At 46.3% G+C, this 17,434-nt stretch carries 16 protein-coding genes; all 16 read right to left on the reverse strand.

Annotated elements, in window-relative coordinates; all coding sequences use genetic code 11:
* Positions 1–79: 79 nt before the first annotated feature.
* Positions 80–955, reverse strand: coding sequence for a polyprenyl synthetase family protein (locus tag J0B03_RS02320; protein WP_207300277.1), 876 nt, complete (start codon positions 953–955; stop codon positions 80–82).
* The gene (gene xseB / locus J0B03_RS02325) at positions 952–1,179 is read right to left on the reverse strand and encodes an exodeoxyribonuclease VII small subunit (RefSeq protein WP_207300278.1); all 228 of its coding nucleotides are present in this window, start codon (positions 1,177–1,179) and stop codon (positions 952–954) included. Before xseB ends, J0B03_RS02320 begins: the two co-directional genes overlap by 4 nt.
* Positions 1,176–2,384, reverse strand: a complete 1,209-nt coding sequence (gene xseA, locus J0B03_RS02330; protein ID WP_207300279.1) for an exodeoxyribonuclease VII large subunit — start codon at positions 2,382–2,384, stop codon at positions 1,176–1,178. Before xseA ends, xseB begins: the two co-directional genes overlap by 4 nt.
* A complete protein-coding gene (locus J0B03_RS02335) occupies positions 2,381–3,346 on the reverse strand; it encodes a Kae1-like domain-containing protein (protein WP_207300280.1) in 966 nt (321 codons plus the stop codon). Before J0B03_RS02335 ends, xseA begins: the two co-directional genes overlap by 4 nt.
* The gene (gene nusB, locus J0B03_RS02340; RefSeq protein WP_207300281.1) at positions 3,339–3,755 is read right to left on the reverse strand and encodes a transcription antitermination factor NusB; all 417 of its coding nucleotides are present in this window, start codon (positions 3,753–3,755) and stop codon (positions 3,339–3,341) included. Before nusB ends, J0B03_RS02335 begins: the two co-directional genes overlap by 8 nt.
* A 73-nt stretch (positions 3,756–3,828) precedes the next feature.
* Positions 3,829–4,188, reverse strand: coding sequence for an Asp23/Gls24 family envelope stress response protein (locus tag J0B03_RS02345; protein ID WP_207300282.1), 360 nt, complete (start codon positions 4,186–4,188; stop codon positions 3,829–3,831).
* Between the two features lie 121 nt (positions 4,189–4,309).
* Positions 4,310–5,500, reverse strand: a complete 1,191-nt coding sequence (locus J0B03_RS02350) for a sn-glycerol-1-phosphate dehydrogenase (RefSeq protein WP_207300283.1) — start codon at positions 5,498–5,500, stop codon at positions 4,310–4,312.
* 21 nt (positions 5,501–5,521) lie between these two features.
* Complete coding sequence (locus J0B03_RS02355) at positions 5,522–6,307, reverse strand: HAD-IIA family hydrolase (protein ID WP_246798165.1); 786 nt, start codon at positions 6,305–6,307, stop codon at positions 5,522–5,524.
* Positions 6,308–6,453: 146 nt separating this feature from the next.
* Positions 6,454–7,749 (reverse strand): NAD(P)H-dependent oxidoreductase, encoded by a 1,296-nt coding sequence (locus tag J0B03_RS02360; protein WP_207300284.1) that lies wholly within the window; start codon positions 7,747–7,749, stop codon positions 6,454–6,456.
* A 12-nt stretch (positions 7,750–7,761) separates the two neighbouring features.
* On the reverse strand, positions 7,762–8,115 hold the full coding sequence (locus J0B03_RS02365) for a PTS glucitol/sorbitol transporter subunit IIA (protein ID WP_207300285.1): 354 nt from the start codon (positions 8,113–8,115) through the stop codon (positions 7,762–7,764).
* 214 nt (positions 8,116–8,329) lie between these two features.
* Positions 8,330–9,310 (reverse strand): PTS glucitol/sorbitol transporter subunit IIB, encoded by a 981-nt coding sequence (gene srlE, locus J0B03_RS02370; protein ID WP_207300286.1) that lies wholly within the window; start codon positions 9,308–9,310, stop codon positions 8,330–8,332.
* Position 9,311: 1 nt separating this feature from the next.
* Positions 9,312–9,836 carry a PTS glucitol/sorbitol transporter subunit IIC gene (gene srlA, locus J0B03_RS02375; RefSeq protein ID WP_207300287.1) on the reverse strand — a complete coding sequence of 175 codons (525 nt, stop codon included), beginning with the start codon at positions 9,834–9,836 and terminating at the stop codon, positions 9,312–9,314.
* A gap of 59 nt (positions 9,837–9,895) precedes the next feature.
* Positions 9,896–10,333 carry a transcriptional regulator GutM gene (locus tag J0B03_RS02380; protein ID WP_207300288.1) on the reverse strand — a complete coding sequence of 146 codons (438 nt, stop codon included), beginning with the start codon at positions 10,331–10,333 and terminating at the stop codon, positions 9,896–9,898.
* A 10-nt stretch (positions 10,334–10,343) separates the two neighbouring features.
* Positions 10,344–11,297, reverse strand: coding sequence for a sugar-binding transcriptional regulator (locus J0B03_RS02385; RefSeq protein WP_207300289.1), 954 nt, complete (start codon positions 11,295–11,297; stop codon positions 10,344–10,346).
* 159 nt (positions 11,298–11,456) lie between these two features.
* Positions 11,457–15,731: a 2-hydroxyacyl-CoA dehydratase gene (locus tag J0B03_RS02390; protein WP_207300290.1), complete on the reverse strand. Its 4,275-nt coding sequence runs from the start codon at positions 15,729–15,731 to the stop codon at positions 11,457–11,459.
* An 80-nt stretch (positions 15,732–15,811) separates the two neighbouring features.
* Positions 15,812–17,374, reverse strand: coding sequence for an FGGY-family carbohydrate kinase (locus J0B03_RS02395; RefSeq protein ID WP_207300291.1), 1,563 nt, complete (start codon positions 17,372–17,374; stop codon positions 15,812–15,814).
* Between the last annotated feature and the right edge of the window lie 60 nt (positions 17,375–17,434).

Raw genomic sequence — 17,434 nt, forward strand, 5'->3', positions numbered from 1 at the left:
CGATAGATCTGACTAGAATACTGCACCACCATATAATCAATAAAATTATATCATACTGCATATTTATTTACAATCAACCTCAGTAGTCCCGGTTGCAGATGAACCCTGTCAATTCCACCAAAAAATCATTGGAAATCCCAGACTTGTGCAGGCAGTCCAAGGATTGGTGGTACAGTTCGTCCACGATTTTTACCGTCTTTTCCAAACCATAAAATCCCGGATAGGTGATCTTGTTGTTTTTGGAGTCATTTCCCGTTTCTTTCCCGGTTCGCGATGCATCTCCGGTGATGTCCAACAAGTCGTCAACGATTTGAAACACCAGCCCGATGTTTTCACTGTACTGCTCCAAATACTTTAGTTGCTCCTTCGTCTTGTTGGCCATAATGGCTCCAGCCATGACGGAGGCTTTGATCAGTGCACCTGTTTTCCTTTTGTTGATGCTCTCCAGTGTATCGATGTCTTGGATGTTCCCTTCGTTTTGAACATCATCGGCCTGACCTCCTACCATTCCCTGTACCCCGGCAGCTTCTGCGACTATTCTCATGGCCGCCAAGTACCTGTCGGCATGGGATCGGGGAATCCCGTCCAATAACGTTTCGAAGGCAAAATTCAACAATCCGTCTCCCGCCAGAATGGCTATTTGTTCTCCATAAACCATATGATTGGTGGGTTTGCCTCGTCTCATGGAATCATTGTCCATGGCAGGCAGGTCATCGTGGATCAACGAATAGGTATGGATCATCTCCAATGCCAATGCCAAAGGCAACGACCCCTCCATGGAACCGGCCATTTCCAGGAGCAACATGGGACGTATCCGCTTTCCTCCCGCCAACAGGCTGTACTCCATGGATTCAAAAAGGGGGGTCGGGATCTTTCCTTTTAATTCTTCCATGCGACATGCAAGGTTCACTTCTATATACGCCCTTTTCCTGTCCAATTCCTCTAAAAATATCATGAATCCACCTCGCCAAAAGGTTCTTTGATCGTCCCGTCTTTGCCGGCAGCCAATTTGACCACCTTTTGCTGGGTCGATTCCAGTTCTTCTTCACACAAACGCACCAATTCCATGCCTTCTTCGAACAATGCAACGCTTTCTTCCATGGTCGGCTGGTTGGTTTCGATCCGTTTGACGATTTCTTCGATCCGTTTGACACGATCCTCATAGGACTGTTTTTTCATGATTTTTCACTTCCTTTTCCGATGATTTTTGCCGTTGCACTGCCGGATGCAAATACCAGCTCTACCGGATCTCCCACGTTCAAGTCCTGTGGACCGGTGACAAAATCACCTTCTTGATTTTTAACTGCTGCATAACCACGACGTAAAATGGATTGGGGATCATATCCCTTCAATTTCAGTTCCAATGCTCCAATACGATTCGTCTCTTTCGTCAGATATTCGTGAAAGCGATCCGTCAATTGCGATTGCAATACATCCAGCCGTTGTATGTTTTGAACATAAAACATCTCCGGTTTTCCAAAATAATAGCTGTTTTTTAAACGATGGATCCGATCCTTTTGATACTTGAGCTTGGCAATGGCATCGGTGGTCAGCCTCTTTTTAAACTGATGGAGCCGTTGTTTTTGCTCCTCCATGGAAGGCACCGCCAGTTCTCCTGCTGCGGAGGGAGTAGGTGCCCGCAGATCTGCTACAAAATCTGAAATGGTAAAATCCGTTTCATGACCTACGGCACTGATGACCGGTATCCTCGATCGATGGATGCTTTCTGCAACGATCCGTTCGTTGAACGCCCACAACTCTTCTATGGATCCACCACCTCTTCCAACGATGATCACTTCCACTTCTTTCTGATCATTAAAAAAGTCGATGGCTTGGCTTATTTCTCCCGGAGCCCGATCTCCCTGAACGGACACCGGATACAATTGGATCTCCATGTTTGGAAACCTTCGGGTGATCACCGTGATCATGTCCCGAATGGCGGCCCCCGTAGGCGAAGTAACGATGCCAATGGAATGAGGAAGGTAGGGCAAGTCTTTTTTTCGATCCCTGTCAAACCACCCCAAGGCGTCCAACGCTGTCTTCATTTTTTCAAACTCTACATACAAGTCACCCAATCCCTTTTTTTCACACTGCTGTACGTAGAGCTGATATTGACCATTTTTTTCATAAACGCTGACGCTTCCGCGAAGAATGACCTGGTCTCCATCCTTTAGATCCGGAGCTTGAACAGCCACATTTCGAAACATGACGCACTGGATCCTTCCTTCTCCATCCTTCAGACTAAAATAGGCATGGCCGGAAGAATGAAGCTTGAAATTGGAAATTTCCCCTTCCACTAAAACGTTTCGCAGGATCGGGTCATTTTCAAAAATTGTTTTAATGTATTTCGTCAGTTTCCCGACGCTCATCACTCGCTGTTTCATCGGTTGCTCCTTTTGTATGCATCCAATCCGATCAATGCAGCACCGACTGCATTATCGGTACAATCCTTTTTACTGCAGAAAATGGGTTTTATATCTTTTTGCGACAAATGTTCCATTAAATATTCACGAATAAGGGTGTTGGCGGCAACGCCTCCTGTCAGCAAGACCGTTTTTTTCTTCTCCGATCCAGCATAATGGAGAATGGCCCTCTCCAATACTTCCGCCACATTTCGAAAAGTTCCATAGGCAATGTGATCCAGGGGATCTCCATGTTCCAGACGTTGTGTCAAATGATTTTCCAATCCGGATAAATTCATGATTCCGTCTTTAAAGAAACCTTTATATCGATATGACTTCTTGTATTCCTCCAGCTTTGAAGCCTCCATGAGTTGGTCCATTTGCTTCCCTGCGGGAAAGGCAAACCCCATTTTGACACCGATCCGATCGATCAACTGGCCGGCACTGATATCCGAGGTCCCCCCAAGGATCATCTCTTCCAGGATGCCCCTGGCATAGTTTCCAGTCAGCACTTCCGTCGTCCCCCCGCTGATATGAAGTCCGATGAAGGAAACGGGATCCTCGTCGACCCCTTCCAATGCGACCCGCAGATGTCCTCTTTGATGGGATGTCTCCAGCCAAGAGGCATCTGTCATGCCGGATAGAAATATTCCGACATTTTTGGAAACCTCGAATACAGGCATGTAGGAAGTTGTCTCCATCCTCGGTTTTGTGCTGGATGTGACGGTCTGGATCTCACCATGCAAATCATGTATGTCTTCCACCAGTGCCGATAGGTTTCGAATATGTTGAAAGACTGCTTCTTGTTGTCGCAGCCCCCGTTCCCCCAACTCCACTTGAAGGGGTATTCGACGATCCACGATCCGACTCCCCTGTTCGTCCACTACTGCCAAACTGGTGGTGTAGTTGCTGGTATCCAAACCTGCAAAAAGAAGATTATTCATGGCCGATTTTGTCCAAAACGGCATTGATGTATTTCGTGGATCCGGCATCCCCAAATTTTGCAATCAGATTCAATGATTCATTGATCACTACTGCTCTTGGTGTTTCCTTGTGAAAGAGGATCTCATAGGCTGCGATGCGCAATACCGCTGCATCCAGGTTGTTCAACCGATCCATCCTCCAATTGACCAAATGTGCATTGATTTGTTCGTCCAAATATTCTTTTTCTCGCTGGATCCCGTCGATGATCTCGTTGACGTACTCTTTATCCGGTTCTTTCAGCTGTACCAAATTTCCTTCTTCCAGCTCCATTTCCAATAGATCCTCCAATGGGATCTTTTCCGGATTGGCTTCAAAACTCAACTGAAATGCTGTTTTCAAAACCATCTCTCTTGCAGTTTTTCTACTCAAACTTACTCCTCCATTCCTTTCGCGGGGTAAAAATACCGCCCTTCAGCAAGATCTTGAAGGGCGGCATATATGGTCAATCCGTATGTTTCGGCGTCATTCGGACACCTTCTACATTGACGTTTACCTCCATGACCGTGGCTCCCGTCATGGCTTCTACGGCACTTTTCACCTTTTGTTGGATCTTCTTTGCAACCTTTTGAATCTGTACACCAAATTCTACGTCGACGGATAGTTCAATGGTCACATCATCGTCCTTCTGCAAGACACGTATGGTTTTCGCATTTTTCTTCCCAAGCTTTTCCGCTATGCCTCCTGTCAACCCATGATGCAGATTTGCAACACCTTCCACATCTGAAACGACAGAAGCGGCGATCGAAGAGATCACATCTTCACTGACGATAACATTTCCTTTTACCCGATCTTTATCTTCCATAGGTTCTACCTCCAACCTTCCGTTTTCGTATAACTCTATTATAGATTTAATTGAGGTAAAATACAAACCTTTCTTCCATCTTTCCCTTCGAAAACCTGGAAATGGTCCCCTTCAGGTTGCACTATGGATACCATCGTCGAACTACGTGATCCGCCGCTTCATCCAAGAGATGCAGTTGGTTCAAAAAAGTGAAAATAGTGAAACGATCGCGGATGAAGCCTGCATTTGTTACCAATTCTCTCAACAATGTTTTGTCCACTTCGTATCCGGAGGGCTCCAAGGACAAACCGATCACATTCAACCATTCTTCTGTTTGCTTTACGGATGGCAGATATGGATGGATCGCTTCCACGATTTCAGCCGCATCATCTCTTGCCTTGAACACGGGATGGTTCATAAGAAACTCATACAGGCTGCTGACGACCAAGGTGCCAAATGCCACCGTGATTCCATGGGAGGGAATGATCTTCCCCTTCTCTATGTCTTTCATTACCATATAGTGAGATATCAGGTGTTCTCCCCCAGAGGCCGGTCTGGTATCATCCGCCAGTGACATGGCGATTCCAGATAGAACGAGGGCATCGATCAATTTTTCGATGGCTTCTCTTTCCCGAAAGGCAATGGCTTCTCCATTTTCAATACAAGCATCTGCCGCATCTTCCACCAAAGATACGATATCGTCACACCAGTACTCTCCAGTGACCACTCTGGACAAGGCCCAGTCTGCCAGGGAAGTCTTTTTACCGATTATGTCTCCAAAACCTGCCTGGATCATCTCATAAGGAGCGCCTGCCACCACATCAAGATCGCCATAAATGGCTGTTACCGGTACTCCTTTCAACGTTTTTTTCGCTCCTTTGACGACCAGGGAAGATCCGGCTGCCGCATAGCCGTCCATGGATGGCGCTGTTGCAATGCTGATCACCGGACAATCCATACGGCTACCAACAAAACGGGCGAGATCATTGATGGTTCCGGAACCGATTGCTACGATACCCTTGGTGTTCCGCATCGATTCCATGAGGATGGCTCCTACTGCACGTTCATCCGGGACCAGCTTCGTATCCATAAATCGAATGACAGAAATGTCGTATCCTTCTTCTCTCAATATGCCAACAACTTGGTCGTTGATCTGCTCGTCCGTATGATGATCCACCACCACCAAAAGGGCATTGCCGTCCACCAATCGTTTCACGATGGCGCCGATTTGGTCTGGTTTGAATCCGAAATCCACTTCCTTGATGGGAACAAAATGCTTTCTTCCACACTCACATTCCAATTCTCTGTTCAACAATTCTTCGTACTTTTTCATTGATAAAGCCCTCCTTGGCAACTAGATTTGATCTTTCATTTCATCCACAGAATCAAAGATGAAATCCGCCTGGATCGGCGACGCCTGGTAATCTTCCATGGAGGTTTCTCCGGACAACACCAAAACAGAGGTGATACCCAGGTCTTCTCCCATTTTTATATCCGTGTAGAGCCGATCTCCCACCATGGCCACCGTCGTTTTGTCCAATCCGTAGATCTCCAAAATGGCATCCAACATGTGGGTTTTGGGCTTCCCGATCACAACGGGTTCCTTCTCCGTAGCTGCTTTTATAAACGCGATCATGGCACCGATGTCCGGCATGAACTTGCCCCCTTCCAATGGACAGTTGAAGTCCGGATGAGTAGCGATGTAGGGAAGTTCCCGGACGTAATCGCAAGCTGCCCAAAGTTTGTCGTAGGTCAGGGTCGTATCGAATCCAAGGACAACACATTCCACATTTTCGTTTCTTTCATTGTATACTTTAAAACCCGCTTTCCGAAAAGACTGTTCCAGGGCTGGGGTCCCAAGCAAAAACAAGTGCTTGTGATCCGTATGTTTTTTCAAGTAGTGAATGGTAGCGTCTCCGGAAGAAAAAACATCATCTAATGTGGCTTCAATACCCATGTTGGAAAGTTTTCTTACATATGCCTCCTTGTCTTTGGAGGAATTGTTCGTAAGAAACAAATAACTTTTTCCTTCTGCCTTGATTCTATGTAAAAATTCTTTTGCCCCTGGTATGAGTTCATTTCCAAGATAAATGGTTCCGTCCATGTCCAAAAGAAAGCATTCCACGTTTTTTAAATTCACTATAGTAACCTCTTTCCGTATGATTATTGGTTTCTTCATATTCATCTTACCACAGGATCTTCCGCTAAAACAGAAAACCGCAAAGAACCCAACTCAAGAGTCGGTTCTTTGCGGCCTACACATTTTACACTGGCTCGTTTATTCGATTATCCGATCAATGTTTCCTGCAATTCACGAAGTTTGTAGATCAGTGTTGTCTTGTCCAGTTCGATATCATCATAAGTAATGATCTCGCCTGTCTTCTTCGGTTTGAGCAATTTGGTATTCTTTGTGATCAGTCCCAATGGAACCGCTCTTTCTGCTTTTGCCGTTTCATACTCTTCGAATGTGCCAAACACTGTAAATCCTCCGATGCCATCCAGCATGTCTCCAGCGGCCAGGTCTTTCTTCACAACGGTGATGGTCTCTGCCACCGGTTTTCCAGGCAATGGAACGATGGTGGGCTCATTGTAGATGACTGCTCTTGCAGCAGACAAGGGAGTTTCCAGGCTGGTCAGATGATATGGTCGGAACAAGACATAATTCGGTCCCGGTCCCATGCTCAAATATTGCATTTCATGGTGGATCTGGGGAAGATCTGTCGTAACGATGACAAATACTCCAGGTGCAACTCCGTTGACGTAATCAACGATCTTTGTACTGCTCAAGATCCCTCCGTTTTCTTTCAGTTGGAAAATCCCTGGCAATTCATTGACGACAGCAGATGGTCCGTGTCCGCCTCGAACATCCGGGAGATATCCAGTGGCATTAGCCATGGCGGTCATTTCCACCATTGTTTTCGTGCCATCTTTGAATGCAGTAAGCATTTTGGGGCTAACGCCGCTGTTGATGGCTTGCTCCCGTACGGTATCCGGGTTGCATCCGGCTACGACCGGGTTGTTTTTGCCTTTTCCGATGGCGACGATGTCCATTCCCATTCCATCGGCAAAATCATACAGTTCCATAACGGCACCAGGCTCGTCTCCGGCAGATCCGGTATATATGACGCCTGCATTATCCGCCATTTTTTTCAAATAAGCGCCAATAACCACGTCCGTTTCCACATTAAGCATAACGACATGCTTTTTGTTCATGATGGCATCAATGGCGATCTTTGCGCCAACATCCGGTACGCCAGTCGCATCCACAACGACATCCGTCAAGTTTGCTGCTGCAGGGATATCTGCATTGGCGGATGCCACGTATTTGCCTTGTTCCATGGCAACATTTGCTTCCGACAACAGGTCGGTGACCACGATCTCGTCTCTGGCGATACCGGTCAGTGTGTAGGACTCAATGGCGTTATCCACATTGATGTCAACAACGATGGCCGGGATCATGCCTTTCATTTTCATGATTTGGCTGACCATGCCCTTTCCCATTTGCCCTGCTCCCACCAAACCCAGTTTGATCGGCTTTCCTGCTTCTTCCAACGCTCTCAATTTGCGATTCAAATTCAACATTTCGTTTCCTCCTTAAAAGATAATGATACTCGATCCGATCTCGATTTCCGGTACTCCGTCACCTTTCAAATGAACCGTTCCCGGCAATTGAGGTTCTTCTGCTCCGTCAAAACGCAGGGAACAATGTCCCATGGTTTTTAGTGTGTGATTTGCTTCATCTCCGACAGCAGTGACAAAATATTCCTTGCCGGCAATATCCATCAAATCTCCAACTTGTACTTCCGAAGCCAACTCCGAAATTTCATGCCATACAGAAATCTCCTTCAATTCCGCCGGGGCGTTCTCATTAAATATGATGAGCATGTTTTCCGACAAGAAATCCAACGCCATGTCTCCGAATCCGGTGACTTTTACATTGTACTTCATAGCAATCCTCCTTTGTTTTTTGACCTTTGTCAACGCTTCTATCCACTTATGCTCGACTGAGCTTGAATTACGATTTTATGATCCACTATATGTATGTATACCAAATTCAGGCATTTATTTTCGATTTTAAAATTAACAAAAATTCTATGTATCCTATCCCCTAAAATAGTGAAGAAAGAAGGTGCGGCAAGCCGCACCGTTTTCTTTCCATTTTTTAAAACAATCCAAAGCTGAACAAAAATGCGATCACTACGGAAATTGGTCCGGTGATCAATCGGGAGAACAATACGGCCGGAACTCCGATTTCAACGGTTTCAGGAGTTGCTTCTCCCAAACTCAAACCTACAGGTACAAAGTCGCAACCAACTTGCGGGTTGATGGCAAACAATGCCGGCAAAGCGTATTGAGGAGGAATGTTTCCTTTTCCAATTTCAACGCCCAAGAACACGCCGACTACCTGTGCGATTACAGCACCTGGTCCCAAGATCGGCGACAGGAACGGCAATGCGCAGACAATACAAACGATCAACAGTCCTATCAGACTTCCTGATATAGGAGCAATGGCTTGTGCAATGATATTACCGATACCAGACTCGGAAATGATACCGATCAACATGGATACGAATGCCATGAAAGGCAGAATGTTGTTGATGACCATTTGAACCGTTTGCTTTCCTGCTGAGAAGAACTTGTTTACAACGCCTCCAACAGATTTACCCAGTCGTACGATCAGACCGCTTTTCTTTTGATTGCCTGCAGCCGCGGATGCAGCGGCTTTCGGTGCATCTTCCGTTGCCTTCGCTGCTTGACTGACGGTTGCTCCTTCGTCTGCCAATGTTACGTTTTCCACTTTGACTCCGGATACGTAAATGTCTTCCTTGATGTATTGCGCCAGCGGTCCAGATTGGCCTACGGGCGTCAAGTTGACGGTGTACACGCCTTTTTTGGGATAAACACCACAACGGGCGGTGCCGCCACAGTCTACAACGGCAACAAACACTTCTTCATCCGCTACAGTGGTAGCGAAACCATCCACGACTCTGGCACCAGAAAGCTCTGCGATTCTTTGCGATACTGGGTCGATGCCTCCTCCGGTGACGGACAATACTACATTTCTTTTTTCATCAGGTTTGATGACCAACGGGCCACCCCAACCAGCTTTTCCTTTTTCAAGTCGAATTGCATTATAAGCCATATTATTCCGCCTCCCTTCTGGACATCATCATGATGGTGATTCTCTCAGTTACGATACCGCGAATGAGTATTACGATAAGTCCTACGATCAGATATCGAACCGCCAACTCGGAGATCCCCAGTCCCAATTGAGTGATCCCTTGAGAAATACCCAACCATACGAACAACTCCCCTGCATTGGCATGGGGGAACAATCCGGTGATCGGATGTACGAAAGATACAGCAGCATCATAGAATGCAGGCTTGTATTTTTCCTCCAAAAACTTCCCGAAAGTGTAAGCCATCGGGTTGGTCAGAAAGAACACAGCAAGAAACGGGAAGACGGTGTATCTTGTAAAGAAATTGCCCGTCATTTTCTTGGCAAAGCGCTCGACCTTCTCCTCCCCAACGATCATGATGATGGAATTGACGAAGGTGATCAACACGACCAAAGTCGGAATGATTCCTGTGACCAATCCCATGAAGGTAGCTCCACCGGCATTGAACAAACCGATAAAACCTTCAGCTAAACCAGCTAAAAAATCCATCTAATATCCTCCTTGTTGATATATTTAACAGAAATTTCTTTCTGTCATTAACCAGAATTTTATTCAGTAACGGAATCTGTTGATGTTTCATCTTCTAATGCTTCCAAGTCTGCCAGTTTTTTTGCTTCCAATTGTTCCATCATAGTGGTAATGGCGGTCTTGACCGCTTTTTTCAATTGCTCGCTCTTGATTTTTTTTACCCAGGGATCTGTCTCAAAAACATTTCTTCCATCAAAATCATGGATCACCTTGAATTTGTGCAAGACGGTCCTTCCCAACATGCAACGGGTTTCCAAAATGTTCCCGTCCGGATCCAGGGCCATCATGACGATACAGCCAGGTTTGAAACCACCCTTGGCCTGGCCGACCAGCATGTCGCCGATCATCCGTATTTCTTTGGCGTTCTTTTGATAGTTTTTTATCTGAAAAAAAGTCATGCCGCCTTGAACGACCATCATTCCGAAAAAGACAAATACCAGTTTTACCATATTATCCATTTGAAGAACTCTACCCTCTTTCTACCAGTGCTTTGGCTACTCCTATATCGGTTATCAAAACGTTTATTATTTTAGTTTTAACGACACCGCAGATCGCGTCCATTTTGCTCATGTGTCCGGCGACTCCTACGCGGATCGGGGTCTTTTTGATGTTTTCCAGCGTTACGCCGATGACCCGGTCATTGGACTCGAATCCCTCACCATTTCCATCTTTATCCACAAAGATGTTGCAAACGTCGGCAACGGCTCCCTTATCCTGGATCTGGGCGAGTTCTTCGTGATTCAAAAATTCTGCGATCATTTTTACTGTAGACTGCAGAGAAGAACTACCGATCCCCATCAAGGCCACATCCAGTTTCTCTGTTAAGGACAACACATTTTTGATCCCTGGATCTTCCACCAGCATGCGCTTGTTCTCAATACGTTCCACCATCGCCGGTGCATGAAGTATTTTTGCATCCGCCTTGAAAACCCGGGCAAAATTTAGAGCGATGTTGTTTGTTTGGATCTTGGGGATGTATTGTCCATTTCCCCCAACCATGGGAACAAATGTGTAGTCGTTGATCTTGTTGTTTTCGATGTATCGGGGGATCTCTGCCAAGGTAGTACCGCTAGAAACACCCACCAGCATTCCCGGTTTCAAGATTCGATTCAAATACTTGGCGGCTTCTCGTGCTATGGCCCGCTTTATTTCCCATTCATCGTCCGATTCCACATCGGCGATGATGACTTCCATGAGTCGGTATTTTTTTTCCAGTTCCTTTTCCAGCCAAAGGATCTCTTCCGGATAGGGGGTGTTGATTTTATATTCAACGATGCCAACTTCCTTTGCATAGTTGATGATGCGAGATACCGTTGCTTTTGAAATGCCCAGTCGATCTGCAATTTCGTTTTGCTTAAGATTTTCCTCGTAATGCATTTTCACACAACGGACGATCAACCGCAAATCATAACGATATTCCATTTCACCAACTCCCTGAAACAAATTTCATACTCTGATATTGATTTCATCTACATGATAACTTGTAAAAACCCTCTTGTCAATAATTTTTCACACATTTTTTTTGCACATCGCAACGCTTTTTTAATTTTTTACCCAATAACGGAAAAAAGAAGCAAAAGCTTACACTTTTGCTTCTTTAACCTTTTTATCGTTTTTCTTTTTAATGTTTTTGTTGGCAACGGCCAGCATCAATTTGATTCGATTCAATTGATTTACTTCACTGGCACCCGGGTCATAATCGATGGCTGCAATGTTTGCGTAAGGATATTCTTCCCGAATGGGCTTCATCATCCCTTTTCCCATGACATGATTGGGCAAGCAGGCAAATGGTTGCACCAAAACGATGTTTTCTATCCCGTCCTCGATCAGCTCCACCATTTCTCCAGTCAGGAACCATCCTTCTCCGCCCTGGTTCCCCAGATCGATAAGTTTTTGCGCCAAGGACGCCTTGTGGGTGATCTCGCTAGGTGCTCGGAATCGTTCGCTTTTCAACAAGGCATTTTTCATGGCCTTTCGGTACCATTCTATGAGACCGATGAAGCGATTGCTGTTGGTCTTGGATTTTTTGCTGGATCCGATGCTGGCGTTGTGTTTGTACACGCTATTGTAAGCACAATAGAGGAAAAAGTCCAAAATATCCGGAACAACGACTTCTGCTCCTTCTTCCTCCAATACTTTGATGATGTTGTTGTTGGCAGTGGGATGATATTTGACCAGGATCTCCCCAACGATCCCCACTCTCGGCTTCTGTTTTTCGATCAAGGGAATCTGGTCGAACTCTCGAACGATCTTTTGGATCGTTTTTTTAAATTCCACCAAATTTCCCTTTCGGATGTTTTGCTTTGCAACAGCCGCCCATTTCCGGTGCAACCGGTCCACCGACCCTGGAACCTGCTCGTAGGGCCGGCATCGATAAACCACCCGTTGGAACAAATCACCATAGATCATGGCCATAATGGCTCGATTGACCAAAGGCAGTGTCAGCTTAAACCCGGGATTGGACTCCAAACCGGTAAGGTTGGCACTGATGACTGGGATATGACCCATGCCTGCGTCCTGCAGGGCTTTTCTCAAGATCCCTACATAATTGGACGCACGGCAGGGACCTCCCGTCTGGCTCATGACCAAAGATACGTTGTTCAAATCGTATTTCCCGGATTTCAGCGCATTCATCATTTGTCCCACAACCAAAATTGTGGGATAACAGGCGTCGTTGTTGACGGATTTCAGTCCTTCGTCGATGGCACGATTATCCACCTCAGGCAAAACCTCCACTCGATATCCCGACTTGCCCATGGCATCTTCGATAAACTCGAAGTGTATAGGAGACATTTGCGGGATCAGGATCACATGGTCTTTTCGCATTTGTTTCGTGAATTCCGGATATTGGATCACTCTCGGTTGTTCCTTCAACACGTAGTTATTGTTGAATCGATCGTCCATGGCAGCTTTCAGGGACCGCAAACGGATCCGAATGGCTCCCAGGTTGTTTCCTTCGTCGATCTTCACCAACGTATAGATGCGGCCTTTTTCTTTGAGCAGCTCTTGTGCCTGATCGCTGGTCACTGCATCGATGCCGCACCCGAAAGATGTCAGCTGGACAAATTCCAAATTTTCGTTACGGGAGGCAAATTCTGCTGCTGCATACAAACGGGTATGGTATTTCCATTGGTCCAGGACCCGAAGAGAGTCTTTTATAACGCCCAAGTGAGAAACGGAATCCTCCGTCAGTACGGCCATGCCCAGGTCCTTGATGAGATCGGGGATCCCATGATGGATCTCCGGATCGACATGGTAGGGTCTGCCGGCCAGGACGATACCCTTCAGTTGATGTTCTTTGATAAATTCCAGCGTTTCTTCGCCTTTTTTCTGTATGTCTTTTCTGAAATTCTCCCTTTCTTCCCAGGCCTGTTTACATGCCTTGGTCACCAACTCTTCCGTAAAACCTCTTCCCACAAATTCCCGGATCAATTTCTTGTTCGCTTGTTCTTTATTCTCCAGTGTGACGAAAAAATTCACATATTCGCTCTTGGACGTTTTGATGGCGTCCATGTTGTGTTTGATGGTCTCCGGATAGGAGGTGACGATGGGACAGCTGTAGGAGTTGTCTGCGCCTTCAAACTCCTTTTCTTCATAAGGGATGCAGGGGTAAAACACCATGTCCAAATCATCTTTTAACAAGCTGGCAATATGTCCGTGGACCAGCTTCGCCGGATAACAGACAGACTCAGATGGGATGGTATCCATACCCATCTCAAAAATTTCCTTGGAACTGTGAGGAGAAGCTTTAACATTGTACCCCAAGCTGCGGAAAAATGTGACCCAAAACGGGAAGTTTTCATACATGTTCAAGGCCCTTGGGATCCCCACGGTGCCTACGGCGTTTTCCAATGGAGGCAGCTTGTCGTAGGAGGAAAGCTTGTTGATTTTATACTCGTACATGTCCGGCAATGTGATTTTTTTGCTTTCTCCGATGATCCCCAAACCTTTTTCGCATCGATTTCCAGATATGAACCGATGCCCGTCTTGAAACTTGTTGATGGTCAACAGGCAATTGTTGGTGCAGCGTTTGCATCGACCAAAGCTGATATCCACCGTGAAATCTTTCAACTCTTCTGCAGAGAGCATGGTGCTGACCCCAGTGCCTTCATAGCGCTCCATGGCTATGAGGGCTGCACCGAAAGCTCCCATGATCCCAGATATGTCCGGTCGAATGACAGTCCTTTCCGATACCAGTTCCATGGCTCGCAACACGGCGTCACTATAGAACGTTCCACCCTGAACAACGATTTTATCGCCAAGTTCATCCACGTTTCGAATTTTAATGACCTTCTGCAATGCATTCTTGATGACGGAATAGGACAGACCAGCGGATATTTCCCCAACCGTAGCCCCTTCCTTTTGGGCTTGTTTGACCCTGGAATTCATGAAGACCGTACAACGGGTCCCCAAATCTACGGGTTGGGCTGCCGTCAGAGCTGCTTCCGCAAATTCCTCTACATTCATACCCAACGATTTGGCAAAAGTTTCTAAAAAGGAACCGCATCCGGAAGAACATGCTTCATTCAATACTATGTTGTCGATGACACCATCCACGATCTTCATGCACTTCATGTCCTGGCCACCAATGTCCAGAATAAAGTCCACTTCAGGCTGGAAGTATTTGGCCCCCTTGTAATGGGCCATCGTTTCAATTTCTCCAACATCCAACTTGAGAGCCGACTTGATCAACGCTTCACCGTATCCCGTCACTGCGCTATGTACGATCTGCACGTCCACTGGAAGTAGATCGTATACTTCCGCAAGGATGGTCCTTGCCTGATTCAAGGGGCTTCCCTGGTTTCCGCTGTAATAAGTATACAAGATCTGTCCATCTTCACCGATCAGTGCCGCTTTTGATGTGGTGGATCCGGCGTCGATTCCCAAAAAAGCTTTGCCCTGATAGGAGGACAACTCCTGCCTTTTCACTTGTTCCTTTCGATGTCTTGCCCGGAATTCTTCCAGTTCCAAGTCATCGGCAAACAACGGAGGCATTCGATGAACTTCTTTTAGTTGCAGATCTCCCATTTGACGGGTCTTTTCCAACAACCCCTCAAAAGATACGATCTCCGTATTCTCTTCAGAATCATAAGCAGCACCCAATGCTACAAACAGTTGAGAGTTGTCCGGAAATCGAATTTGATCCTCCGACAAGTCCAGTGTTTCAATAAACCGTTGTCGTAGTTCCGACAAAAAATACAATGGTCCTCCAAGAAAAGCAATGTTCCCCTTGATGGGTTTCCCGCAGGCCAAACCGCTGATGGTCTGATTCACCACCGCTTGAAATACCGATGCAGCAATGTCTTCTTTTTTTGCCCCTTCATTGAGCAATGGTTGCACATCGGTTTTCGCAAAGACGCCGCATCGGGATGCGATGGGATAGAGTACTCCATAATCCTTGGCCAGCGTATTCAAACCTGCCGCGTCGCATTCCAGCAAGGACGCCATCTGGTCGATAAACGCTCCGGTTCCGCCGGCACATGTGCCGTTCATCCGCTGTTCGATGGACGTCCCGAAGAAAGTGATCTTGGCATCTTCTCCACCCAGTTCGATGACCACATCCGTGTCCGGTATGGTGGTTTCCACCGCCAAGGTGGACGCAATGACTTCCTGGACAAATTTGACCCCCAACCACTTGGACACGGACAATCCTCCAGATCCAGTGATGGATGCTTTAATGGAAATGTCCCCCACTTGATCATGGGCTTCCTCTATGATGTCTTTGATCGTTGATTTTATATTGGATAAATGGCGCTTGTACGTACTATAGATGATTTTTCCCTTATCCAGTATCACCAGCTTGACGGTGGTTGAACCAACATCCAAGCCCATGTTGAAATATGAGTTTTTTGACATGCCCTATTGATCCTCCTGTATATTGTTTCCGTTAGACTTTGCTTATTTACTTGCAATTAAATTATATCTTATTCCACATTTTATGGATTGTCAATATCATCGATCTTTTCCATGGCCATGTAGATCGGTTTAAGCCGATGATATAATCTTTTGTAAGCACCCTCGTACAGGTCCAGATAGATGGATTTTTTCCGTTCGTCCGGAACGTATCCCTCTACGATTCGAATCATTTCTTTGGAAGCCGTTTCAAAATCAGGATAAACCCCCAAGCCTACGAACGCACAAATGGCAGCTCCCAGGCCGGAGGTCTCAGAAGTTTGGACTTTGTAAATGGATCTGCCAAAAATGTCCGCCATCATCTGACAAATGATATCGCTCTGGGCACCTCCTCCAGATATGGAAATCTTTTCGACTTCCACCTTGGATTTTGCTTCGATCTTCAACAACCCTTCTTTTAATGCATAACCGATCCCTTCAAGGATCGCCCTGTAAATATGATATTTGGTGTGCTCCTCGCTAAATCCAATAATGGCCCCTCTCGATTCCGGTCGGGTCAGCTCATTGCCCCAAAACGGTTGAAGCATGAGTCCCTTGGACCCCGGTTCGATGGAGTCGATGCGTTGATTCAATAATTCTTCTGCTGGAATGCCCATCTTTTCGGATGCCAGTTTTTCTTCAAATGCAAATTCGTCCCGAAACCAGGATACCATCCAAAAACCTCGATACACGGTGATCTCCGGATTATAGATCCCTGGAATCGCCGATGGAAAGGGCGGAATAAAGGGTTGAACTTCGTAATAACGGCTGCTGGCGGTTTCTATGGTTGCCTGAGAACCAAGGGACAAGCTTGCCGTTTTTTCATCGACACATCCCGTCCCCAGGGTTTCGCATGCTTTGTCGGACCCGGATGCCAACACGGGCAATCCTATTGCTAGACCGCTGTCTTTTGCGAAGCTTTCGCTCACATTCCCCAATATAGTTCCCGCTGGATGTATGGGATAGAGCATTTTTTTGGGGATCTGAAAAATCTGTCCCTTAAGGCCAAAAGGTCCCTCCCATTCCTGCTTTTTAAAATTGAAGGGCATGTGTCCGGTTTGGGCGGAAATGGAGTCCACCAGCTTCCCCGTGATCTTATAGTGCAGATAAGTGGACAACAATACGTACTTGTGCACTTTTTTCCAGACGTTCTTTTCATTTTCCATCAGCCAGTGGGCCGGCGTGGTCTTGCTGAAATCTTCAATGGTTTTTTTCATACCGATGATCCGGGTCCCTGCTTCGTAGATGGGATGAATGGGTCTTGCTTTCTTGATTTTTCTTTTATCCAACCAAAGGATGGCCGGGCGCAATACGTTGAGATCCTTGTCTAAAACAATGGTGGTGTCCCGCTGTGTGGTGATGGTCAAACCTGCAATGCTTTCCATGATTTTTTCGTTTTTTTCACGAAGGGTACGGAGGATCTGCACCAACTCTTCATAATATAGGGCAGGATCTCTTTCCGCCCACTCCGGCTGGTCAGAAACGTAAGGCGGATCGTAGACCAGCTTTTCCTGGGCCACAATGATCCCTTTTTTGTCAAAGACCAACCCGCGAATGCTTTGGGTCCCACAGTCCACTGCAAGGACAAAAGGTCCATTCGTATTCATTCCATCCCACTCCGATCTATTTTTCTACAAATATTATACCTCATGATTCTTGATTTCAGC

The organism is Alkalibacter rhizosphaerae, assembly GCF_017352215.1.
Lineage (GTDB): Bacteria > Bacillota > Clostridia > Eubacteriales > Alkalibacteraceae > Alkalibacter > Alkalibacter rhizosphaerae.